Raw genomic sequence first — 22348 nt, 5'->3', positions numbered from 1 at the left:
CGCGCTACGCGGCCGCTTCCTTGGCCCGGCGGGCGGCCTGCAGCCGGGCGAAATCCTCGCCGGCATGGTGCGAGGAGCGGGTGAGCGGGCTGGCCGAGACCATGAGGAATCCCTTCGCGCGGGCGATCTCCTCCAACGCGCGGAACTCGTCGGGGTGCACGAAGCGGTCGATGGCCGCATGCTTGCGCGTCGGCTGCAGGTACTGGCCGATGGTGATGAAGTCGACGCCGGCCGAGCGCATGTCGTCCATGACCTGCATGACCTCCTCCTTCGTCTCGCCGAGCCCGACCATGATGCCGGACTTGGTGAACTGGACGGGGTCGCGCTCCTTCACGCATTCCAGCAGGCGCAGCGAGTGGTAGTAGCGGGCGCCCGGCCGGATCGACAGGTACAGCCGCGGCACGGTCTCCAGGTTGTGGTTGAAGACGTCGGGCCGGGCGTCGATGACCGCTTCGAGCGCCGCAATCGGCTTGCGGGCGAAGTCCGGCGTCAGGATCTCGATGGTGGTCGTGGGCGACGCTGCGCGGATCGCCCGGATCGTCTCGACGAAGTGCTGAGCCCCGCCGTCGGCCAGGTCGTCGCGGTCGACCGAGGTCACCACCACGTGCTTCAGGCCCATCTTGGCGGTCGCCTCACCCACCCGGGCGGGCTCGTCCAGGTCCAGCGGCAGGGGCTTGCCCGTCGCCACGTTGCAGAAGGCGCAGGCCCGCGTGCAGGTCTCGCCCATGATCATGAAGGTGGCGTGGCTCTTGTCCCAGCACTCGCCCATATTGGGACAGCCCGCCTCCTCACAGACCGTGACGAGGCGATTGGTCTTCACGATCTCCCGCGTCGCCATGTACCCCGGGGAGCCCGGCGCGCGTACGCGCAGCCACTCCGGCTTCTTCAGGATCGGCGTGTCGGGGTTCGCCTGCTTCTCTGGGTGACGCGGTCGCGCGCCCACGGTGTCGATGACCACGGCCATGGGGCATAAATCGTCCCTCGGAGGCTGCGGATCAAGCGCGCGTTGCGTCGCGACGCCAAACCGCAGGGCCGATTGGCGCCTTTTCAGCGACGCTTATGCTGGGGACGAGCCGAAATCGGAGACCGCATGCGCAAGCCCGCCGCCCTCGCCCTCGCCCTGACGACCCTCGCGAGCCCCGCGCTCGCCCAGACCGCGACCTCGACGGCTCGGGTTTACGACGTGGCGCCCTGGTGGATGGACAAGCCGATCATCGCCTCGACGGGCTACGTCTGGACGGAAGTCGCAGCCAATCGGGCCAGGACGTCGGCCACCTACCAGGCTGTCGAGCGCGACGCGGCCGCAGCCACCAACGCCGCCGCTGCGAAGGTGCGCGCCCTCGGTCAGGCGCTGGAGGCCTTCGGCGCCGACAAGGTCCGCGTGGAGACGACCTTCAACATCACGCCGCTCTACGACCAGTACCGGGACCGCCAGGGCGAGCTCAACGACAACCAGCGGGCGGATAAGATCGAGCGGTACCAGGTGGACGCCCATGTGGCCGTGGAAGTGCGGGACGTGCGGCTGGCGGAACGCGTGTACGCAACCCTGATGGCCGCAAAGCCGTCCAGCACCGAGCAGGTGAGCTTCCGGCTCGAGCCCGAGAATGAAACCCGCACCCAGATGTTCAGGCTGGCCGTCGAGGACGCCCGTCGCCGGGCGCTGCTCGCGGCCGAAGCCGCCGGCGCCCGCGTCGGCGCCGTGCGCCTGATCGATCCGACGGGTCGCGCCTGCCAGACGGACGTGCTGGTGGCGGGCGCCGGACGCCCCTACGCCGAGACGCCGGCCTACCAGGTGGCTCCCCCGCCGCCGCCGCCGGCTCCCGCCGGCCTGAACGAACTGGTCGTGACGGCGTCGCGGCGCGCCCGCGAGGTCGGCCTGGATCCCGACGCCATCCGCCTGCCGCTCCAGCCGCCGATGCAGCGCCTGGAGGCGACGGCCTGCGTCGTGTTCAGCCTCGGTTAGGCGCCTCACGGTCTGTTACCGATCTTTTCTTCCCCGTGACTGACAGCTAGGCTCCGGAACAACGAGAACAGTCCGGGAGCGTGCGCCCTTGCGTCCGTTCGACAGCGCCAAGGCGCAGTCTTCCATTTTCGACGCCCTCATCGACGCGGCGAAGATCCATGGGGCGAAGAAGCCGATCCTGGAGGACCAGGAGCGCAATCCGCTCAGCTATACCGACCTGATCCGCGCGGCCTTCGCGCTGGGCCGCAAGCTCGCCGCGATGACGCGAAAGGGCGAGCGGGTCGGCGTCATGCTGCCGTCGAGCTCGGGCGGGGTGGTGACGTTCTTCGCCCTGCACGCCTTCGGCCGCGTGCCCACGATGCTGAACTTCACGGCCGGCATCCGCAATCTGCGGGCGGCCTGCGAGCTCGCCGACATCCAGCGCGTGCTGACGTCCCATCGCTTCGTCGAGCAAGGCAAGCTGCACGACCTGATCGACGCGCTCGAGAGCAGGACCGAGATCACCTACCTGGAGGACGTGCGCGCCACCATCGGCCTGCCCGACAAGCTGTACGCCGCCGCCGCCGGCGCCCTGCCCCGCCAGTTCCGCACTCCCGTGGCGCCGTCGGACCCAGGCGTCATCCTCTTCACCTCGGGCAGCTTCGGCGCGCCGCGCGGCGTGGTGCTGAGCAACGCCAACCTCATCGCCAACTGCCGCCAGATCGCCCAGCACATCGCGCTCGATCCGGACTGGGTGTTCTTCAATCCACTGCCAATCTTCCACGTCTTCGGTCTGACGGGCGGGGTCCTGCTGCCGGTGCTCACCGGCATGAAGGCGTTCCAGTACCCCTCGCCGTTGCACACCAAACAAATCCCGCCGCTGATCAAGGACAGCAAGGCTGCGGTCCTGCTGGCGACCGACACCTTCGTGAACCAGTACGCCCGCGCGGCGGAGAAGGACGAACTCTCGGGCCTCACCTTCGTCGTGTGCGGCGCTGAGAAGGTTCGCGAGGAGACGCACAACCTGATCACCGAGAAGTTCGGGCCGATCCCGCTGCTGGAGGGTTACGGCGCCACCGAGGCCTCGCCGGTGATCGCCGTGAACAAGCCGACCGACAACCGCCGCGGCACGGTGGGCGGCCTGCTCCCGGGCGTTGAAGTCAAGCTGGAGCCCGTCGAAGGCATCCCAGGCGGTGGAAAGCTGCTGGTCCGGGGGCCGAACATCATGTCGGGCTACCTGCAGGCCGACGGATCGGTGGAGCCGCCCGCAGGCGGCTGGCACGACACCGGCGACGTGGTTTCGGTCACCGAGGACGGCTGGGTGAAGATCCTGGGCCGGGTGAAGCGTTTCGCGAAGGTCGGCGGTGAGATGGTGTCGCTGACGGCCGCGGAAGACCTGGCGTCGGCCGTATGGCCCGACTGCCGCCACGCCGTGGTGGCCATGCCCGACCCGAAGAAGGGGGAGCGCCTGATCCTGGTGACCGACCGCCGCGACGCCGACACCGGCCCGTTGCTCAGCCACGCGCAGAGGATCGGCGCGCCTGAACTGACGGTGCCGCGCAAGATCATCCGCGTGCCCGAGATCCCCGTTCTCGGCACCGGCAAGACGGACTACGTCGCCCTGCAGCGCATCGTCGAGGCGGAGCTGCGTCGGGCGGCCTAGCGAGCGGCGAGGACCGCCGCCGGTCGATCAGAGATGCAGCACGCGGCCGTAAGCGTCGAGCGCGGCTTCGTGCATGGCCTCGCTCATGGTGGGATGCGGGAAGACGGAGGCCTGGATCTCGGCCTCGGTCGCCTCCAGGGTCATCGCCAGCGCGAAGCCCTGGATCATCTCGGTCACCTCATGACCGACCATGTGGGCGCCGATCAGGGCGCCGGTTCTGCCATCGAAGATGGTCTTCACGAGGCCCTCGGTCTCGCCCGCCGCAACCGCCTTGCCATTCACGCGGAACGGGAAGCGGCCGACCTTGGGCTCCAGTCCCTGCTCCTTGGCCTGAGCCTCGGTGAGGCCCACCGAGGCGACCTGCGGGTTCGTGTAGGTGCAGCCCGGGATCGGCGAGGTCAGGTTCGTGGGCTTCAGGCCGGCGATGTGCTCGATGCAGTGCACGCCCTCGTGGCTCGCCTTGTGCGCCAGCCAGGGCGGGCCGGCGACGTCGCCGATCGCGTAGAGGCCCGGCACGCCGGTGGCGCCGTGCTTGTCGGTGACGACGTGGGTCTTCTCGATCTTCACGCCCAGCGCCTCGAGGCCCATGTCCTCGACGTTGCCCACGATGCCGATGGCGACGATGCAGACGTCCGCGCTCAGCGTCTCGGCCTTGCCGCCGGCCTCGATCTCCAGGCTGACGCCGGCCTTGGACTTGGTCAGCTTCTTCACATTGGCCGGCACGCGGAACTTGATGCCCCGCTTCTCGAAGGCCTTATGCGCCGTCTTCGAGATCTCCTCGTCTTCGACGGGAAGGATGCGCGGCATCATCTCGATCACCGTAACATCCGAGCCTAACGCCCTGTAGAAGCTCGCGAATTCCATGCCGATGGCGCCGGACCCCACCACCACAAGCGACTTCGGAGCTGCCTTCGGGACCAGGGCCTCGCGATAGGTCCAGACGCGGTCCCCGTCCGGCTCCAGGCCGACGGCGGGCACGGTGCGCGCCCGGGCTCCGGTCGCGAGAATGACGTGCTTGGCGGTGAGCTTCCGCTGCCCGACGACCACCGTCGGCGCGCCGCCGCCTTTCTCCAGCGTGGCGGTCCCCTGCACCACCTCGATCTTGTGCTTCTTCATCAGGAAGGTGACGCCCGAATTCATCTGGGCGGCGACCTTGCGCGAGCGCTGCACGATGCCGTCGAAATCGAAGCCGCGCTTCTCGACCGACAGGCCGTAGTCCTTCAGGTGGTCCAGCTGCTCGTACACCTCGCCGGACTTCAGTAGCGCCTTGGTGGGGATGCAGCCCCAGTTCAGGCAGATGCCGCCCAGTTCGGACCGCTCCACGATGGCGGTCTTGAAGCCGAGCTGCGAGGCGCGGATGGCGGTCACATAGCCGCCCGGCCCCGAGCCGATCACCACGACGTCGAACGCATCAGCCATCAGAGCAAAGCCTCGATCGCGCCTTCCAGCGCCTTGGGTTCAACGGTGGGCGCGAAGCGGTCGACCACGCGGCCCTCACGGTCGACGAGGAACTTGGTGAAGTTCCACTTGATCCCCTCGGTCCCCAGCACGCCCTTCTTCTGCGTCTTCAGGAAGGCGTAGAGCGGGTGGGCCTTGGGGCCGTTGACGTCGATCTTGCGCATCATCGGAAAGTCGACGTCGTAGGTCAGCGAGCAGAAGGACCTGATCTCCTCCTCGTCGCCCGGCTCCTGCGCCCCGAACTGGTTGCAGGGGAAGCCCAGCACCACCAGGCCGCGGTCGCCGTACTTGCGATAGAGCGCCTCGAGCCCGGCGTACTGCTTGGTGAAGCCGCACTTGCTGGCCGTGTTGACGATCAGCACGACCTTGCCGCGATAGTCGGAGAGCGGCGCGGGCCGGCCGTCGATCGTCTCGGCGGCGAAATCGTAGATGCTGCCCATCCCGGCCTCAGACGATCATCGTCAGCGGTTCCTCGATCAGCGCCTTGAAGGCCTGCAGGAACCGTGCGCCGGTCGCGCCATCGACCACCCGGTGGTCGCAGGTCAGCGTCACCGACATCACCGTGGCGATCTCCAGCTTGTCGCCGCGCACGACGGGGCGCTTCTCGCCCGCGCCGACGCTCATGATGCAGCCCTGCGGCTCGTTGATGATCGAGGCGAAGGTCTTGATGCCGAACATGCCAAGGTTCGAGACGCTGAAGGTGCCGCCCTGGAACTCCTCGGGCTTCAGCCTCTTGTTCCGGGCCCGCTCGGCCAGATCCTTGGCCTCGGTGGCGATCTGCGCGAGGCCCTTGGCCTCGGCGGCGCGGATGATCGGCGTGATCAGGCCGCCGGGCACCGCCACGGCCATCGAGATGTCGGCGTGATGGTGCATGGCGATGCCTTCGGGCGTGTACGAGGCGTTGGCCTCGGGCACGCGCTTCAGGGCGACCGCGGCCGCCTTCATCACCATGTCGTTGACGCTGACCTTCACGCCCTCCTTCTCGAGCAGCGCATTGATCCGCGTGCGCGCCGCGAGCAGGCCGTCGATCTCCAGATCGATGGTCAGCGGGAAGTGCGGCACGTCGCGGAAGCTGTCGGTCATCCGCCGCGCAACGGTCTTGCGCATGCCGTCCAGCGGAATGAGGTCGTAGCTGCCCGCCGGAATGCCCTGCTGCTCCAGGCTCTGGACCTGGCGCGGCGCAGACGGCGCGGCCTGGGGCGCCGCCGCCGGGGCTGCGGCCGCGGCCGGGGGCTTGGCCTGGCCCGGCTGTGCGGCATCGATGTCCGCCTTCACGATCCGGCCGTGGGGCCCTGAGCCCTTCACCGCCGAAAGGTCGAGGCCCTTCTGCTCGGCGAGCCGGCGCGCGAGCGGTGAAGCGAAGATGCGCTCGCCGCCCTCGGCCTTGGCCGGCGCGGCTGCAGGCGGCGCAGCCGGAGCCGCCTTCGCAACAGGATCCGTCGCCTGCTCCCGGCTGGCGCGGGCGGAGTCGGTCTGGGGCGTCGGCGCAGGAGCCGGTTCGGCCTTCGGAGCAGGCGGCGGCGCGGCGGCGGCCCCGCCCTCGCCCTGAAGGCGCGCGATCGGCGTGTTGACCTTCACGCCTTCCGAACCCTCGGCGACGAGGATCTCGGACACCACGCCTTCGTCGACGGCCTCGACCTCCATGGTCGCCTTGTCGGTCTCGATCTCGGCGATCACGTCGCCGGAGCGCACCTGGTCGCCCTTCTTCACGTGCCATTTGGCCAGCGTGCCCTCCTCCATTGTCGGAGACAGGGCGGGCATGAGGATGTCCGTCATGCGGGTTCCTTGGAAAGATGGGCCAGGCCGGCGGCGTTCGCCTCCCAGTTCTGGCCGTCGAAGGCCTCGATGCGGATCTCCAGCCCCTCGACAGTGTCGAGGCAGCGGGCGTTCACGCTCCAGCCGTCGGGGTTGGACCTGGGGCGGTAGAAGCTCTTCACGCCGCATTCGGCGCAGAACAGGTGCTTCGCCACCCGGGTGTTGAAGGTGTACTCGGCCAGCCGATCGGCGCCGGCCGTGAGGCGGAACCGGCTCTCCGGCACGATGATGTGCACGAAGCCCGTCTTGGCGCACATGGAGCAGTTGCAGGCCTGGGCCTCCACCTGCGCCGGCAGCGCCGCCTCGAAGCGAACGCCACCGCAGTGGCATCCGCCCGCACGCCAGGCGAACCCGTCGCTCATCGGTAGGAGACCGCCTTGGCCGCCGCCACGATCTTGTCGACGGACGGGAGAGACATCGCCTCGAGGTTGGCCGCGTAGGGCAGCGGCACGTCCTCCTGGCACACGCGCGCCGGCGGGGCGTCGAGGTAGTCGAAGGCGTGTTCCACGACCCGGGCCGCCACCTCGGCGCCGACGCCCATGGGGCCCCAGCCTTCCTCGACGGTGACCAGGCGGTTGGTCTTCTTCACGCTCTCGACGACGGTCTCGTGGTCCAGCGGGCGCAGGGTGCGCAGGTCGATGACCTCGGCCTCGATCCCCTCCGCGGCCAATTCCTCGGCCGCCTTGAGCGACAGGCCGACCATGCGGGAATAGGCGACGATGGTGACGTCCTTGCCCTCGCGCCGGACCTTGGCCTTGCCGATCGGCAGGACCCAGTCGACGCCCTCCGGGACCTCGAACTCCTGGCCGTAGAGCATCTCGTGCTCCAGGAAGACGACGGGGTTCGGGTCGCGGATCGCGGCCTTCAGGAGGCCCTTGGCGTCAGCCGCGTCATAGGGCGCGATCACCTTCAGGCCCGGCACGTGGGCGTACCAGGCCGCATAGTCCTGGCTGTGCTGGGCCGCCACGCGGGCGGCTGCGCCGTTGGGCCCGCGGAAGACCACGGACGTCTTCAGCTGGCCACCCGACATGTAGAGGGTCTTCGCAGCCGAATTGATAATGTGATCAATGGCCTGCATGGCGAAGTTGAAGGTCATGAACTCGACGATCGGCTTCAGGCCCGCCATCGCCGCGCCCACGCCCAGGCCAGTGAAGCCGTATTCGGTGATCGGGGTGTCGATCACCCGCCGATCGCCGAACTCCTGCAGCAGGTCACGGCTGACCTTATAGGCGCCCTGGTACTGGGCGACTTCCTCGCCCATCAGGAACACCGTCTCGTCGCGCCGCATCTCCTCGGCCATGGCGTCACGGAGCGCGTCGCGGACCGAGACCTTCACGAGGTTCACGCCGGCGGGCAACTCGGGATCCTTGAGCGGCTCGGCGGCGGGACGCACGGCGGCCGGCCCCTCGCCTTCCGGCTGGGCCTTGGCCGTCTCCGGCGGCTGCTTCTCCGGATCGCCGGCCGAGGCCTCTGTCGCCTGGACCGGCTTCTCGACAGGCGCGGGCGCGGATGCGGCCTGGGCGCCGCCCTCGCCCCGAAGGCGGGCGATCGGGGTGTTGACCTTCACCGCCTCGGCCCCCTCGGGCACGAGGATCTGGGCCACCACGCCTTCGTCGACGGCCTCGACCTCCATGGTCGCCTTGTCGGTCTCGATCTCGGCGATCACGTCGCCGGCACGCACCGCATCGCCCGGCTTCACGTGCCACTTGGCCAGCGTGCCCTCTTCCATGGTGGGCGAAAGGGCCGGCATCAGGATGTCGGTCATTGCGCGGCCTCGGTGTAGACGTCGGTGTAGAGCTCGGAGGGTTCCGGTTCGGGGCTGGTGCGGGCGAACTCCGCCGCGTCGGCCACGATCTTCTTCACCTCGGCGTCGATGGCCTTCAGCGCCGCCTCGTCGGCCCAGCCGTGCTGCTCGAGCATTTCCTCGACGTGGTCGATCGGATCGCGAGTCTTGCGGACCTCGTCGACCTCCTCGCGCGTCCGGTACTTGGCCGGGTCGCTCATGGAATGACCGCGGTAGCGGTAGGTCTTCATCTCGAGGATGTAGGGGCCCTTGCCGGAGCGGGCGTGCTCGGCGGCCTTCTCCGCGGCGGCCTTCACCGCCAGCACGTCCATGCCGTCGACCTCTTCGCCTGGAATGCCGAAGGAGACGCCGCGCTTGTGCAGGCGCGTTTCCGACGAAGAGCGCTCGATCGAGGTGCCCATGGCGTACTGGTTGTTCTCGATGACGTAGACGACGGGAAGCGCCCAGAGCTCGGCCATGTTGAAGCTCTCGTAGACCTGGCCCTGGTTGGCCGCGCCGTCACCGAAGTAGGTGAAGCTGACCTTTCCGTTGTTCCGGTACTTGTTGGCCAGCGCCAACCCGGTGCCCAGGCTGACCTGTCCGCCGACGATGCCGTGGCCGCCGTAGAAGTCGGCCTCGGTCGAGAACATGTGCATCGAGCCGCCCTTGCCCTTGGACGAGCCGCCGGCCCGGCCGGTCAGCTCGGCCATGACCTCGCGCGGGTCCATGCCGCAGGCCAGCATGTGGCCGTGGTCGCGGTAGCCCGTGATCACCTGGTCGCCGGGCTGCTTGATCGCCTGCACGCCGACGGCGATCGCCTCCTGGCCGATGTACAGGTGGCAGAAGCCGCCGATCAGGCCCATGCCGTAGAGCTGACCCGCCCGCTCCTCGAAACGCCGGATGAGCAGCATGTCCCGGTAGTACTTGAGGAGCTCGTCCTTGCCGGCGTGGGCGTTGCCGCCTGCGCCATTGGCTTTTCGCCGACCGGCTTCACCGGTCTGCCCGCGCGCCATGCGTGTCTCCGTGATCCTATGTAGGTGTCCGCTAGAACCCTCGACGGGGCCCTACGGCTTCATTCGGATCACATAGTCCCTTGGGTCAGCAAAGCCTAGCAGAGAGCGCGCCCTTTCCTCCAGGAGATCGGCGGAAAGGCTCTGGTCGCGCAGGAGCTGGGCGCGGACTTCGAGATCGCGCCGTTGGGCCGTCACCTGCGCCAGCTCGCGCTGCTTGGCCAGCAGGGTGGCGTCCCGCTGGTTGGAGCGCAGCAGGCCGCCCTCGCCCGTGAACGCATGCACGGCGAAGTAGAAGATCAGCAGCGCCAGGGCGGCTGTGGACAGGTAGGGACGAAGGCGGGCGAGCAAGGACGCGAATCCCCAAGCGGAACCCGCGACTTGTCGCCCGCGCATGCTTAATGCGCCGCTAACCCGCCGCTAGAGCGCCCGCAGCGCCCGGCGACCCGCGTAGATCGCCTGGTCGCCCAGCTCCTCCTCGATGCGCAGCAGCTGGTTGTACTTCGCCGTCCGGTCGGAACGCGCCAGCGAGCCGGTTTTGATCTGCCCGCAGTTGGTGGCGACGGCCAGGTCGGCGATCGTCGAGTCCTCGGTCTCGCCCGAGCGGTGGCTCATCACGGCGGTGTAGCTGTTGCGGTGGGCCATATCGACGGCGTCCAGGGTCTCGGACAGCGTGCCGATCTGGTTGACCTTCACGAGGATCGAGTTGGCCAGGCCCTTCCCGATGCCCATGGCCAGCCGCTCGGGGTTGGTCACGAACAGGTCGTCGCCGACGAGCTGGACCTTGCCGCCCAGCCGGTCGGTCAGCAGCTTCCAGCCCTCGAAGTCGTCCTCGGCGCACCCGTCCTCTATGGTGACGATCGGGAACTTGGCCACGAGGCCCGCCAGGTAGTCGACCATGCCGGCGGGATCGACCGTCTTGCCCTCGCCTTCCATGACGTACTGACCGCCCTTGAAGAACTCGGTGGAGGCGACGTCGAGGCCGAGGTGGAAGTCCTGGGCCGCCTTGTAGCCCGCCGACTCGCCGGCCTTGACGATGAACTCCAGGGCCGCTTCCGCCGAGCCGATGTTGGGCGCGAAGCCGCCTTCGTCGCCGACGTTCGTGTTGTGGCCCGCGGCCTTGAGCTGCGCCTTCAGGGCGTGGAAGATCTCCGCGCCCATCCGCAGGCCCTCGGCGAACGTCTCCGCGCCCGTCGGCAGGATCATGAATTCCTGGATGTCGATCGGATTGTCCGCATGCGCGCCGCCGTTGATGATGTTCATCATGGGCACCGGCAGGATGCGGGCCGAGACGCCGCCGACGTACTTGTAGAGCGGTAGGGCCGCCGAGCTCGCGGCCGCCTTCGCGGTCGCCAGGCTGACGCCCAGGATGGCGTTGGCGCCCAGGCGGGCCTTGTTCGGCGTGCCGTCCAGCTCGATCAGGATGCGGTCGATGCGGCGCTGGTCCTCGGCGTCCGAGCCCGACAGCGCGTCATAGATCTCGCCGTTCACCGCATCGACGGCCTGGCGCACGCCCTTGCCGAGGTAGCGGCCCTTCTCGCCGTCGCGCTTCTCCACCGCCTCGTGGGCCCCGGTCGAGGCGCCGGACGGCACCGCCGCGCGCCCCATCGAGCCGTCCTCCAGGATCACGTCGACTTCGACGGTCGGGTTGCCCCGGCTGTCCAGGATCTCACGGGCGGTGATGTCGACGATCTCGGTCATGGAATTCCTCAGCTTTTGGGCGGCGCGGGAGCCTTAGCCAGCTTCCGCGCCGCGGGCAACTTGACTTCCCCCTACGTTCGGCCGCCATGCCGCTGCCAACGGAGGAACATCATGCTGCTGGTCGAGAAGCCTTACGAGGGCGTCGCCGTCGTCACCCTGAACAGGCCCGAGGCGATGAACGCGCTGTCGCGCGCGCTTAGGCAGGCGTTGCGCCAGGCGATGGTCGAGCTGGACGGCGATCCCGCCGTGAAGGTGATCGTGCTGACCGGCGCCGGAGAGCGCGCCTTCACCGCGGGCCTCGACCTGAAGGAGCTCTCCTCCGATCCGCTTGGGATGGGGGCGGCGAACGCCACCGACCCTGCCGAGAACCCGGCGCGTGCGCTGCTGGCCACGGACAAGCCGATCATCGGGGCGATCAACGGGGTGGCGATCACGGGCGGGTTCGAGGTGGCGCTGGCCTGCGACGTGCTGATCTGCTCGACCAACGCGCGCTTCGCCGACACCCACGCCCGCGTCGGCATCACGCCCGGCTGGGGCCTGTCCCAGAAGCTGTCGCGGGCCATTGGCCCCTACCGCGCCAAGGAGCTGTCGCTGACGGGCAACTTCCTGGACGCACAGACCGCCTACGATTGGGGCCTGGTGAACCGTGTGGTCGAGCCGGGCGAGCTGATGGAGACGGCGCTGACGCTGGCCCGCCAGATGGCCGACATCGAGGCCGAGATGCTGGTGACCTACAAGGCGATGATCGACGACGGCTACGAGCAGAGCCTCGGCGACGGCCTGGCGCTCGAGCACGAGCGCTCGGTGGCCTACAACGCCGCCGTCACGCCTGAGATGGTCGCAGCCCGTCGCGCCGCCGTGCAGGCCCGAGGGCGTAGCCAGTAGCGCGCATGCAAACGGCCCCGCCTGTCGTCAGGCGGGGCCGCGCAAACTCTCCTCGAAAGACGCTTAGTCTTCCTTCGGCGCCAGGACCTGGCGGCCCTTGTACATGCCGGTCTTCAGGTCGACGTGGTGCGGGCGCTTCAGCTCGCCCGTTTCCTTGTCTTCGTGATAGGCGTTCGGGCCCAGCGCGTGGTGCGAGCGACGCATGTTCCGCCGCGAGGGCGAGGTTTTTCTCTTAGGAACGGCCATCGGAGTATCTCGAAATGATTGCGGCGGCCGAACCGGGCCGCCGACGTGAGCGCGGGTGTATGCATGAAACCCTGCGCCGGATCAAGCGCCTGACTTCAGGAGCCGTTTGGGGGCCACCGTAGACCAGGCCAGGCGCAGCAGGCGCTTCAGACGCTCGCCGTCCTGCAGCCGCTCGAAATAGGCGTAGGTCCAGCCCTTCCGGCCCCAGGCGCCTTCCACCGGCCGCACGGCGTCTCCATCCAGCAGGTTGTGCTGGTCCTCGGGATCGAGCTTCAGGACGATTCGCGGCTCGTCGAGGTGGACGGTGCAGAAGATCTTGTTCGCCACCCGGAAGGACGCCTTGTCGAAATGGCCTTCTTCGTAGGCTTCGGGCAGCGCCAGGGCGGCCGCACGGACGTCGTCTCGGGTCAGCATGGCGGAGAGCATCCGCCAGACTCGTGACCTAGACCAGCCGGCTCCGCTCCTTCGCCGCGCCGATGAAGCTGGCGAACAGCGGGTGGGGGTCGAAAGGCCGGCTCTTCAGCTCGGGATGGTACTGCACCCCGACGAACCACGGGTGGTCCTGGCGCTCGCAGATCTCCGGCAGCTGACCGTCCGGGGAGAGGCCCGTGAACTTCAGCCCGGTGGCTTCGATCCGCTCCCGGTAGCCGATGTTGACCTCGTAGCGGTGCCGGTGGCGCTCCTGGATCACCGGCGCGCCGTAGATGTCCGCCACCCGCGAGCCTGGAACCAGCACGGCCTCATAGGCCCCGCAGCGCATGGTGCCGCCCAGCTCGCCGCCCTCGGCGCGGGTCTCCTTCTCGTTCCCGCGCACCCACTCGGTCATCAGGCCGACGATGGGCTCCGAGGTGGGGCCGAACTCGGTAGAGGAGGCCTGCTTGATGCCGGCCAGGTTCCGGGCGGCTTCGATCATGGCCATCTGCATACCGAAGCAGATGCCGAAGTACGGGATGCCGTGTTCGCGGGCGAACTGCACCGCCCGGATCATGCCTTCCGAGCCGCGCTCGCCGAACGCGCCCGGCACCAGGACGCCGTGGACGTTGGTCAGCCGCTCGGCGATGAGAGCCTCTTCCTTCTCGAAGGCCTGGCCCTCGATCCAGTCCAGCTTCACGCGGACGTTGTTGGCCACGCCGCCGTGGATCAGGGCCTCGACCAGCGATTTGTAGGCGTCGGTCAGCGCCGTGTACTTGCCGACGACGGCGATGTTCACCTCGCCGTCCGGATGGCTGAGCGTGTGGGAGATGCCTTCCCAGCGCGAGAGGTCCGGCTTCGGCGCCTTCTCGGCAAGGCCGAAGACGTCCAGCACTTCGGTGTCCAGGCCCTGGCGGTGGTAATCCAGCGGCACGGCGTAGATGTTGGCGCTGTCCATCGCCTGGATGACCGCGCTCGGCCGCACGTTGCAGAACTGGGCGATCTTCTTGCGTTCGCCCTCCGGGATCTCCTGCTCGCAGCGGCAGAGCAGGATGTCGGGCTGGATGCCGATCGAGCGCAGCTCCTTCACGGAGTGCTGCGTGGGCTTGGTCTTCATCTCGCCCGCCGTCTTGATGAACGGCAGCAGCGTCAGGTGGATGTAGCAGGCATGGCCGCGCGGCAGCTCCTGGCCGAGCTGGCGGATCGCCTCGAAGAACGGAAGGCCCTCGATGTCGCCGACGGTGCCGCCGACCTCGATCAGCACGAAATCGACGTCAGGGCCGGGATCGGACAGGACGAAGTCTTTGATCTCCCCGGTCACGTGCGGGATCACCTGGACCGTGGCGCCAAGGTAATCCCCGCGCCGCTCCTTCTCGATGATCGTCTTGTAGATCTGGCCGGTGGTGATGTTGTCGTTGCGCGTCGCCGAGACGCCGGTGAAGCGCTCGTAATGGCCGAGGTCGAGGTCCGTCTCCGCCCCGTCGTCGGTCACGAAGACTTCGCCGTGCTGGTAGGGGCTCATCGTCCCCGGATCGACGTTGAGATACGGGTCCAGCTTCCGCAGCCGAACCTTGTAGCCGCGCGCCTGCAGGAGCGCGCCGAGAGCGGCGGACGCGAGACCTTTACCTAGAGAGGAGACCACGCCGCCGGTGATGAAAATGTACCGGGCCATGGGCGTTCAGATTAGCCGTGATTCGGCCGGGCGGCCCGCCCGGCAATTGAAATGATCCACGGCTTATTGCGGCTGGGCCGGAGCCTGGGGCGCGGGCGCCGGCTGCACCGGGGCGCCGCCGAACGGGTTGCCGACCACCGGGGCCGGAGCCTGGAACGGCGCCGGAGCCTGCTGCGGCGCAGGTTGACCCGCGGGCGGCTGCCGGGACGGCTGGTTCAGGCTGTTGGGGTCGATCGCATCCACCTTCAGGCGGTCGACCACCGAGGAGTCGCCGCGCTCGCGCCCGGCCATCACGGTCAGCAGCAGCCCGAGGATGAAGAACACCGTCCCCAGGATCCAGGTCGTGCGGGTGAGCAGGTCGCCGGCGCCGCGCGCCGTCATGAACCCCGAAGGGCCGCCGCCCATGCCGAGCGCGCCGCCCTCGGACCGCTGCAGCAGGACCACGACGATCAGGAAGAAGGCGACGATGACCTCGATGACGAGGAGCAGCGTGAGCAGCATGAACCTATCCGGTGCGTTTCGGCGGACACACCCGCCCGAAATGAAGCGCGCGCTCTACCACCAGCCCGCGCCCAAAGCCATAGCTAGTGGGTCGCATCGTTCGGACAAGAGATGATTCTCGACCTCAGGCGCCTGCCTATTCTGGAAACCGAAAGGCTCCGGCTGGACCCTCTGACGGTCGAGGACGCCGCGGCGATCTTCCCCATCCTGGGGGATCCGGAGGTGCTGTCCTACTGGGACGCGCCCGAGCCCGACGATCCGGATCGGGTCGCACAGGTGGTCGACGGGCAGGTGGAGGCCATGCAGGACGGCCGGGCCATGCACTGGACCATGCGAACCCTCGCCCAGCGAACCTTCGTCGGTTGTTTCGACCTGACCGAGGTCGACCGGCGTCATCGCCGGGCCGAGGTGGGCTTCATGCTAAGCCGCGACGCCTGGGGCCAGGGCTATGGGCTCGAGGCGATGCAGACCGTGATCGCCTACGCCGCGAGCGGCGGCCTCCGCAAGCTGGCGGCGCGCACCCATCTGGGCAACCGCCGCTCGGAGGCGGTGCTGGAGAAGCTCGGTTTCGAGGAAGAAGGCCTGCTGCGCGGCCACATCGTCGAGGACGGCGAACGGCGGGACTGTCGGCTCTGGGGTCTTCTGCTGTAACCTGACGGCATGGGTCACCCGATCGCAATCCAGGGCTTCGACCACATCGTGCTCCGCGTCCGAGACAAGGACCGGATGCTTGCCTTCTACTGCGGCGTCCTGGGCCTTGCAGTCGATCGGGACCGGCCGGAGATCGGCCTCACCCACGTTCGCGCCGGGCCTCAGATGATCGATCTCGTCACACTGGACGGGCCTCTGGGACGTATGGGTGGGCACGGTCCGGGCGCGCAGGGCCGCAACCTCGACCACTTCGCCCTGCAGGTCCGCCCCTACGACGAGGCGGCGATCCGAGCGCACCTGGCGGCGAACGCGGTCGAGATCGTCGAAGAAGGCCGGCGCTACGGGGCCGACGGCGAAGGCCCCTCGCTCTACATCCGCGATCCCGAAGGCAACACGGTCGAACTGAAGGGGCCGGGCGCCTAGAGCGCCCGGACGATTCCCAGGAAGTCGTCCGCCTTCAGCGAGGCGCCGCCAACCAGCGCGCCGCCCACCTCGTCGGCGTGCAGGATTTCCGCGGCGTTGCCGGGCTTCACCGAGCCGCCGTAGAGGATCGGAACCGCCCTGCCCGCCTCGCCGAACTGTTCGACGAGGGCGCCCCGGATCGCCCGGTGGACTTCCTCGATCTCAGGCGTCGTGGGCGTGAGCCCCGTCCCGATCGCCCAGACGGGCTCGTAGGCCACCGAGAACGTCTGGCCCGACAGCTCCGCCGGCAGCGAGCCGCGAACCTGGCCGGTCACGACGTCCAGGGCGCGGCCGGCCTTGCGTTCTTCAAGCGTCTCGCCGACGCAGACGATCGGCTCGAGGCGGGCTCTGAGGGCCGCCTTCACCTTGGAGGCCACGATGTCGTCGGTCTCGCGATACCCGGTGCGCCGCTCCGAGTGGCCGAGAATGACCAGCTTGGCGCCCGCGTCCGCCAGCATCTCGGCCGAGATATCGCCGGTGAAGGCCCCGGCGTCGTCCCAGTGTGCGTCCTGGCCGCCCACCAGCACCCTCGAGCCGGCCAACGCCTGGCTCATCCGGTGGGTGAGGATCGCAGGCGGGCAGATCGCCACCCGGGCCGGACATTCGCCGACGCCCGCGGCGATAGCCCGCGCCTCATCAAGCGAGGCGGAGGTCCCGTTCATCTTCCAGTTTCCGGCGATCAGCGGCTGCGGCGCGGTCATCTTGTCTCACTTCTGACGAACTGCCCGGCGCGGTTAAGGCAAGCCGCGCCGCCTGTCACGTGCTTGCCGGACGGAAGCGGCCTCCACTATACCGGCCGGCACGCCTCGCGCCCCGGAAAGGGTTTTCGTTACATGCTCGCCGCCATTCGCTCGTTCGCGAAGTCCTGGGTCGCCGCCGTCCTGATCGGCCTCCTGATCGTCAGCTTCGCGATCTTCGGCATCAACGACGTGTTCAGGGGCGCGGTCGGCGATCAGGTCATCAAGGCCGGCTCCCGGGTGATCACCTCGGCCCAGTTCCGTCGCGAGTACGATCAGTACCGCAAGGAGCTGGAACAGCAGTCGGGCCAGGCGATCACGCCGGAGATGGCGGCGGCCAACGGAATCGACCGGCAGGTGCTGACCGGCCTCGCCACCCGCGAGGCCTTCGCCGAGATGCTGAACCGCATGGGCATCCGGCCGTCCGACAAGCTGCTGGTCGCCGAGATCCAGAAGATCCCGGCCTTCTTCGATCCGATCAGCGGCCGTTTCGACCGCAAGACCTTCGAGCAGCGCCTGGGCGAAAACGGCCTGCGCCCGGAAGACTTCGACCGAATCCTCAGCGACCAGATGGCCGCCCAGCATTGGGGCTCCGGCGTCGGCGAGGGCCTGCGCGCGCCGCGGGCCTACGGCGCGCTGGCCGCCATCTACGGCCTGGAGAGCCGCGACGTCGCCTACTTCAACGTGACGCCCGCCAATGTGCCGCCCGTGGCGCCGCCGACGGACGCCCAGCTCACCCAGTTCATGCAGCAGAACGCCAGCCAGCTCACCCGACCCGAGATGCGGGTCCTCACGGTGGTGCGCTTCAGTCCGCAGGCGACGGCCGCGAACACGCCCATCGATCAGGCCGAGCTCCAGAAGCTCTATGACTTTCGGAAGGACACGCTCTCTCAGCCGGAAACGCGCACCGTCGTGCAGATCCCGGCCAAGGACGCCGCCGCCGCCCAGCAGATCCAGGCGCGCCTGACGCGCGGCGAGGCGCCGGCCGCGGTCGCCAAGGCGGTGGGCGTCGACGCGATCACCTACGAGAACAAGCCCCGCACCGCCATCGCCGACCGGCGCGTGGCCGAGGCCGCGTTCCGCCTCCCGGCAGGCCAGGTCGCCCAGGCGCAGGGCGAACTCGGCCTCGCGGTCATCAAGGTGGTTTCCATTACGCCCGGCCGGGCGATCAGCCTGGACGAGGCCCGGCCGATGCTGGAAGCGGAGCTCCGCAAGACGGCCGCGGTCCAGAAGGCCTACGATCAGGCCCAGGCCTACGACCAGGCGCACCAGGCCGGCTCGGACGTGGCGGCCGCGGCGCAGAAGGCCGGCGTTCCGTCTCTGACCGTGGGCCCGGTGATCAAGCAGGGCGTCGACCAGCAGGGCCGTCCTGTCCCCGGCCTGACGCCGCAGATCCTCGAACAGGCTTTCTCCCTTCCGGCAGGCGGTGAGAGCGATCTGGTGGACGCCGGCGAGGGCGAGTTCTTCGCCGTGAAGGTCGATCGCGTCGTCCCGCCCGCGATGCCGCCGCTCGCCGAGATCCGCACCGAACTCGCCCGCGTCTGGACGGCCCGTGAGACGGCCTCGCGCATGGAGGCCCGCGCCAACGAACTGGCTGCCCGCGTCCGCAAGGGCGAGCCGCTCGCCGCCGTGGCCGCCTCGGCCGGCGTGTCGGTCTCGCAGGCGACCGACCTGTCGCGTCAGAACGCCGGCCAGCGCCAGGACCTCTCGCGCGAGCTGATGGCGCGCGCCTTCGCCACCAAGCCGGGCGAGGTGTTCGTCACCCGCGCCCGCGACTTCGCGTTCTCGGTCGGTCAGGTGGGCGGCGTGCGCATGCAGCCGGGCCCGGTCGCGGCCATGCTGGCCGAACAGAGCCGGCCCGAGCTCGCCAGCACCATGTTCCGCGAGATCGCCGAGGCGGCCCAGACCGCCGCGCGCACGAAGCTCAAGGTCCGCACGGACGTGAACCGCGCCCGCACGGCCGTTGGGATGGAGTCGCTAGCGGCTGACGGCAAGGCGGAGAAGAAGAAGTGACGCCCGAGCCTTCGTTCGAGGCGTTCAAATCCACCTACGATGGCGGCGCGCCCCAGGTCGTCTGGACGCGCCTGATCGACGATCTGGAGACACCGGTCTCGGCGTTCCTCAAGATCGGTCATGGCCGCCCTTACGCCTTCCTGTTCGAGTCCGTCGAGGGCGGCGCCTGGCGCGGCCGGTATTCGATCATCACCCTGGCCCCCGACCTCGTCTGGCGCTGCCGCGGCGACCAGGCCGAGGCCGCGGAGGGCGAGGACATCGCCGCCGGCCGCTTCACGCGCCAGCCCGGCGGAGCGCTGGACTCGCTGCGCGACCTGATCGCCGCCTCTCGCATCGAACTGCCGCCTGGCCTGCCGCCAATGGCGGCCGGCGTGTTCGGCGCCGTCGGCTACGACATGATCCGGCTGGTCGAGCGCCTGCCGCACGTCAATCCCGATCCGCTGGGCCTGCCGGATTCTGTGCTGGCCCGCCCCTCGATCGTGGCCATCTTCGACGCCATCGCCCAGGAGATCATCCTGGTGACGCCGGTCAGGCCCGGCCGCGCCTCCGCGGCCGAAGCCTACGGCGCGGCGCGAGCCCGGCTGCAGGCGGTCGTCGACGATCTGCGCAAGCCCGCCCCGCCGCTCGCCGGGGACGGCGTGCCCGAGCCCGACCAGTTCACCACCCCGGTCGATCGCGAGACCTACAGGGGCATCGTCGAGAAGGCGAAGGAGTACATCCGCGCCGGCGACATCTTCCAGGTGGTGCCCAGCCACCGCTTCCGCGCGCCGTTCAAGCGCGACCCGTTCGCGCTCTACCGGTCTCTGCGCCGCACGAACCCCTCGCCGTTCCTGTTCTTCCTCGACTTCGGCGATTTCCACCTCGCCGGTTCCAGCCCCGAGATCCTGGTCCGGTTGCGCGACGGCAAGATCACCATCCGCCCGATCGCCGGCACCCGCCCCCGCGGCGCGACGCCCGAGGAGGACCAGGCTCTGGAAGCCGAGCTTCGCGCGGACCCCAAGGAACGGGCTGAGCACCTCATGTTGCTGGATCTCGGCCGCAACGACGTGGGGCGGGTGGCGATGCTGAAGGCTCCGGGCGCGAACGAGCCCCAGGCGCCCTCACACGCGCCGCGGGTGCGCGTCACGGACAGCTTCTTCGTCGAACGCTACAGCCACGTGATGCACCTTGTGTCGAACGTGGAAGGCGATGCGCCCGAGGGCCTGGACCCCGTCGATGTCGTGCTGGCCGCCCTGCCCGCCGGAACGCTGTCGGGGGCGCCGAAGGTCCGGGCGATGGAGATCATCGACGAGCTGGAAATCGAGAAGCGCGGCCTGGGGTACGCCGGCGGCGTCGGCTACTTCGGTTGCGACGGCTCGGTCGACACCTGCATCGTGCTGCGCACCGCGCTCTTCAAGGACGGGACGATGTACGTCCAGGCGGGCGGCGGCGTGGTGGCCGACAGCGATCCGGACGCGGAATACGACGAGACGCTGCACAAGGCTCGGGCCCTGCGCCGGGCGGCCGAGGAGAGCTGGCGTTTCGTGTGACGGCGGCGGGGTCGCCCACTACGGGTAATCCCTACCTTGCCTATTGCTGGAAGCGCACCAACTTAGCGGTGTCGGCGCGCCGTCGGGGATCGCGCGCTACGGGTGGACGACGGCCAGGTGGACGAGGTCACACAACAAGATGAAGCGCCTGCGACGCCATCGCGTCGGGAGCAGGAGCTCGGCCGGCTGGCCTTGGCGTTCATGTTGGACCAGGCAGCCCTCGGCCTCGGCGGTCTCTCCAGCCTCGACGCCATCCTCGTCATGGCTATCAACCAGGCCAACATCGCCCCGCTCACCCATGAGCCGCTGACACGTATCCGGCACGGCAGGCTGGAAACCCCCGCGCCCGACGCACGCCGGCGGCCGGTCAGCATCAACGCGATCGCCAACTCGCTGCGGATGCCGTTCGAGACCGTACGTCGGCACGTTCGTCGGCTGGAGGGCTTGGGCGCCTGCGCTTCCGTCGACGGTGGCGTGATCGTGCCGGAATCCTATCTCGCCTCGCCTGAGTACGTGGAGGGCGTGATGCAAAGCCATCGCCGCCTGATCCTCTTTTTCCATCAGGCGAACGCCGCGGGCCTGATCGAGCCCCTGCCGCGCTCCACCTATCCGCCGGAACCCTCGATTCCGGTCCGGGCCGCGGCGCGGCTCCTGGCCGACTACATGCTGCGCACGACGGACGCGCTCCTCGCCGCAGTCGGTGACCTGGCTTCAGTGGTGGTGCTGCTCGCGGTGATCAGCGCCGAGGCTGGCCGCACCAGCGTCTCCGGCGTCGCCCACCGCCTCGGCATGGCCGAAGAAACCGTGCGCCGGCACGTGAAGAGCCTGATCGACGAAGGCCTGGTGCTGCGCATCAGCAGCGGCCTGGTCGTGCCCTACGAAGTCATGGAGCGGCCGGTCTGGCAGGCGTTCCTCCGCGAGAACGCGATCAACGTTCAGCGCCTCTTCTCCGGGCTCGCGGAGCGCGGCGTGATCGAGGCCTGGGCGCGGCTCACGCCCACCGCGCGCGACGAGGCCGTCAGCGCGGCGCGCTCTGCGCCACCGAGTGTGTGACGAGGGGCGGCGCGAGGATCATGGCGGTCGCGAACGCCAGGGCCGATACCGCCAGCGCCGCCGCCGCCGCCAGCACCGGCCACATCCGTTCGTGGCGCGCCGGTCGAGCGAGCAGCCGGCGCACGCGAGCGAGGGCCTCGGCATCCAGCAGCGAATCGTGAGCCGTCATCCCGCGAGCATCCCGCTTGGCGCGAGCGCCCGCAAAGCCTAATGGAAGCCGATGATCCTCGTCGTCGATAACTACGACAGCTTCACCTACAACCTCGTCCACTACCTGAACGAGCTGGGGGCGGAGACGCACGTCGTTCGCAATGACGCGGTGAGCGTCGAGGAGGCTCTCGGGCTGAAGCCGGACGCGGTGCTCCTGTCGCCGGGGCCCTGCACGCCCAACGAGGCCGGCATCTGCCTGTCTCTGCTGGCCGGAGCGCCGGCTGACCTGCCGATCTTCGGCGTCTGTCTCGGACATCAGTCGATCGGCCAGGCCTTTGGCGGCGAAGTCGTCCGCGCCAAGGCTCTGATGCACGGCAAGACGAGCCTGATCCACCACAACGGCAAGGGCGTGTTCGCCGGGCTGAAGAACCCCTTCACAGCCACGCGCTACCATAGCCTGTCGGTCGAGAAGTCGGCCCTGCCCGCGGACCTCGAGGTCACCGCCTGGACCGACGACGGCGAGATCATGGGCGTGCAGCACAAGTCGCGTCCGATCTTCGGGGTGCAATTCCACCCCGAGTCCATCGCAACCGAGTGTGGCCACGAGCTCCTCGGCAACTTCCTCGACATCGCCGGTGTGAAGCGGCTGGCCGAGGCCTGACGCCG

Annotated in this window: 24 protein-coding genes; 9 read left to right on the top strand and 15 right to left on the bottom strand. The window is 69.0% G+C overall.

Features of this window, described 5'->3' with window-relative positions:
• Positions 1-4: 4 nt before the first annotated feature.
• Positions 5-964 (bottom strand): lipoyl synthase, encoded by a 960-nt coding sequence (gene lipA / locus ACO2Q0_RS14250; protein ID WP_423352164.1) that lies wholly within the window; start codon positions 962-964, stop codon positions 5-7.
• A 126-nt stretch (positions 965-1090) separates the two neighbouring features.
• On the opposite strand from lipA, the gene ACO2Q0_RS14245 reads away from it, so the two are divergent.
• Positions 1091-1963: an SIMPL domain-containing protein gene (locus tag ACO2Q0_RS14245; RefSeq protein ID WP_423352163.1), complete on the top strand. Its 873-nt coding sequence runs from the start codon at positions 1091-1093 to the stop codon at positions 1961-1963.
• A gap of 88 nt (positions 1964-2051) precedes the next feature.
• Complete coding sequence (locus ACO2Q0_RS14240) at positions 2052-3605, top strand: AMP-binding protein (RefSeq protein ID WP_423352162.1); 1554 nt, start codon at positions 2052-2054, stop codon at positions 3603-3605.
• Between the two features lie 27 nt (positions 3606-3632).
• Here ACO2Q0_RS14240 and lpdA read toward each other — a convergent pair whose 3' ends face one another.
• From lpdA to eno, 8 genes are all read right to left on the bottom strand, one after another.
• Positions 3633-5024, bottom strand: coding sequence for a dihydrolipoyl dehydrogenase (lpdA, locus tag ACO2Q0_RS14235; protein ID WP_423352161.1), 1392 nt, complete (start codon positions 5022-5024; stop codon positions 3633-3635).
• Complete coding sequence (locus ACO2Q0_RS14230; RefSeq protein WP_423352160.1) at positions 5024-5503, bottom strand: glutathione peroxidase; 480 nt, start codon at positions 5501-5503, stop codon at positions 5024-5026. Before ACO2Q0_RS14230 ends, lpdA begins: the two co-directional genes overlap by 1 nt.
• Before the next feature lie 7 nt (positions 5504-5510).
• Positions 5511-6839: a pyruvate dehydrogenase complex dihydrolipoamide acetyltransferase gene (locus ACO2Q0_RS14225; RefSeq protein WP_423352159.1), complete on the bottom strand. Its 1329-nt coding sequence runs from the start codon at positions 6837-6839 to the stop codon at positions 5511-5513.
• A complete protein-coding gene (locus ACO2Q0_RS14220; RefSeq protein ID WP_423352158.1) occupies positions 6836-7240 on the bottom strand; it encodes a GFA family protein in 405 nt (134 codons plus the stop codon). Before ACO2Q0_RS14220 ends, ACO2Q0_RS14225 begins: the two co-directional genes overlap by 4 nt.
• Positions 7237-8643, bottom strand: a complete 1407-nt coding sequence (locus tag ACO2Q0_RS14215) for a pyruvate dehydrogenase complex E1 component subunit beta (protein ID WP_423352157.1) — start codon at positions 8641-8643, stop codon at positions 7237-7239. The genes ACO2Q0_RS14220 and ACO2Q0_RS14215 overlap by 4 nt, the downstream gene beginning before the upstream one ends.
• Positions 8640-9674, bottom strand: a complete 1035-nt coding sequence (gene pdhA, locus ACO2Q0_RS14210; protein ID WP_423352156.1) for a pyruvate dehydrogenase (acetyl-transferring) E1 component subunit alpha — start codon at positions 9672-9674, stop codon at positions 8640-8642. Before pdhA ends, ACO2Q0_RS14215 begins: the two co-directional genes overlap by 4 nt.
• A 51-nt stretch (positions 9675-9725) precedes the next feature.
• Entirely contained in the window at positions 9726-10022 is a 297-nt protein-coding gene (locus tag ACO2Q0_RS14205) for an FtsB family cell division protein (RefSeq protein ID WP_423352155.1), read from the bottom strand.
• A 69-nt stretch (positions 10023-10091) separates the two neighbouring features.
• Positions 10092-11372: a phosphopyruvate hydratase gene (gene eno / locus ACO2Q0_RS14200; protein ID WP_423352154.1), complete on the bottom strand. Its 1281-nt coding sequence runs from the start codon at positions 11370-11372 to the stop codon at positions 10092-10094.
• Between the two features lie 111 nt (positions 11373-11483).
• On the opposite strand from eno, the gene ACO2Q0_RS14195 reads away from it, so the two are divergent.
• Complete coding sequence (locus tag ACO2Q0_RS14195; RefSeq protein ID WP_423352153.1) at positions 11484-12257, top strand: enoyl-CoA hydratase; 774 nt, start codon at positions 11484-11486, stop codon at positions 12255-12257.
• A gap of 63 nt (positions 12258-12320) precedes the next feature.
• Here the strand turns inward: ACO2Q0_RS14195 and rpmF are convergent, their stop codons facing one another.
• The 4 genes from rpmF to secG all read right to left on the bottom strand — a co-directional run bounded on the left by rpmF (position 12321) and on the right by secG (position 15087).
• On the bottom strand, positions 12321-12503 hold the full coding sequence (gene rpmF / locus ACO2Q0_RS14190) for a 50S ribosomal protein L32 (RefSeq protein ID WP_257838264.1): 183 nt from the start codon (positions 12501-12503) through the stop codon (positions 12321-12323).
• Between the two features lie 81 nt (positions 12504-12584).
• Entirely contained in the window at positions 12585-12917 is a 333-nt protein-coding gene (locus tag ACO2Q0_RS14185; RefSeq protein ID WP_423352152.1) for an MmcQ/YjbR family DNA-binding protein, read from the bottom strand.
• 28 nt (positions 12918-12945) lie between these two features.
• The gene (locus ACO2Q0_RS14180) at positions 12946-14586 is read right to left on the bottom strand and encodes a CTP synthase (RefSeq protein ID WP_423352151.1); all 1641 of its coding nucleotides are present in this window, start codon (positions 14584-14586) and stop codon (positions 12946-12948) included.
• Positions 14587-14649: 63 nt separating this feature from the next.
• Positions 14650-15087 carry a preprotein translocase subunit SecG gene (gene secG, locus ACO2Q0_RS14175; protein ID WP_423352150.1) on the bottom strand — a complete coding sequence of 146 codons (438 nt, stop codon included), beginning with the start codon at positions 15085-15087 and terminating at the stop codon, positions 14650-14652.
• A gap of 111 nt (positions 15088-15198) precedes the next feature.
• On the opposite strand from secG, the gene ACO2Q0_RS14170 reads away from it, so the two are divergent.
• The gene (locus ACO2Q0_RS14170) at positions 15199-15738 is read left to right on the top strand and encodes a GNAT family N-acetyltransferase (protein ID WP_423352149.1); all 540 of its coding nucleotides are present in this window, start codon (positions 15199-15201) and stop codon (positions 15736-15738) included.
• A gap of 9 nt (positions 15739-15747) precedes the next feature.
• The gene (locus ACO2Q0_RS14165; protein ID WP_423352148.1) at positions 15748-16161 is read left to right on the top strand and encodes a VOC family protein; all 414 of its coding nucleotides are present in this window, start codon (positions 15748-15750) and stop codon (positions 16159-16161) included.
• On the opposite strand, the gene tpiA is transcribed toward ACO2Q0_RS14165, so the two are convergent.
• The gene (tpiA, locus tag ACO2Q0_RS14160) at positions 16158-16901 is read right to left on the bottom strand and encodes a triose-phosphate isomerase (protein WP_423352147.1); all 744 of its coding nucleotides are present in this window, start codon (positions 16899-16901) and stop codon (positions 16158-16160) included. The genes ACO2Q0_RS14165 and tpiA overlap by 4 nt on opposite strands.
• 132 nt (positions 16902-17033) lie before the next feature.
• Between tpiA and ACO2Q0_RS14155 the strand changes: the two genes are divergently transcribed.
• The 3 genes from ACO2Q0_RS14155 (at position 17034) to ACO2Q0_RS14145 (ending at position 21532) form a co-directional block, all read left to right on the top strand.
• Complete coding sequence (locus ACO2Q0_RS14155) at positions 17034-18950, top strand: SurA N-terminal domain-containing protein (protein ID WP_423352146.1); 1917 nt, start codon at positions 17034-17036, stop codon at positions 18948-18950.
• Entirely contained in the window at positions 18947-20479 is a 1533-nt protein-coding gene (gene trpE, locus ACO2Q0_RS14150) for an anthranilate synthase component I (protein WP_423352145.1), read from the top strand. The genes ACO2Q0_RS14155 and trpE overlap by 4 nt, the downstream gene beginning before the upstream one ends.
• Before the next feature lie 102 nt (positions 20480-20581).
• Positions 20582-21532: a winged helix-turn-helix transcriptional regulator gene (locus ACO2Q0_RS14145; protein WP_423352144.1), complete on the top strand. Its 951-nt coding sequence runs from the start codon at positions 20582-20584 to the stop codon at positions 21530-21532.
• On the opposite strand, the gene ACO2Q0_RS14140 is transcribed toward ACO2Q0_RS14145, so the two are convergent.
• Positions 21498-21701, bottom strand: a complete 204-nt coding sequence (locus ACO2Q0_RS14140) for a hypothetical protein (RefSeq protein WP_423352143.1) — start codon at positions 21699-21701, stop codon at positions 21498-21500. The genes ACO2Q0_RS14145 and ACO2Q0_RS14140 overlap by 35 nt on opposite strands.
• A gap of 51 nt (positions 21702-21752) precedes the next feature.
• On the opposite strand from ACO2Q0_RS14140, the gene ACO2Q0_RS14135 reads away from it, so the two are divergent.
• Positions 21753-22343 (top strand): anthranilate synthase component II, encoded by a 591-nt coding sequence (locus ACO2Q0_RS14135; RefSeq protein WP_423352142.1) that lies wholly within the window; start codon positions 21753-21755, stop codon positions 22341-22343.
• The last annotated feature ends 5 nt before the right edge of the window (positions 22344-22348 follow it).

Origin of the sequence: Phenylobacterium sp. VNQ135 (assembly GCF_049445735.1) — a bacterium.
Lineage (GTDB): Bacteria > Pseudomonadota > Alphaproteobacteria > Caulobacterales > Caulobacteraceae > Phenylobacterium.
This window is presented reverse-complemented; position numbering and strand designations above follow the sequence as displayed.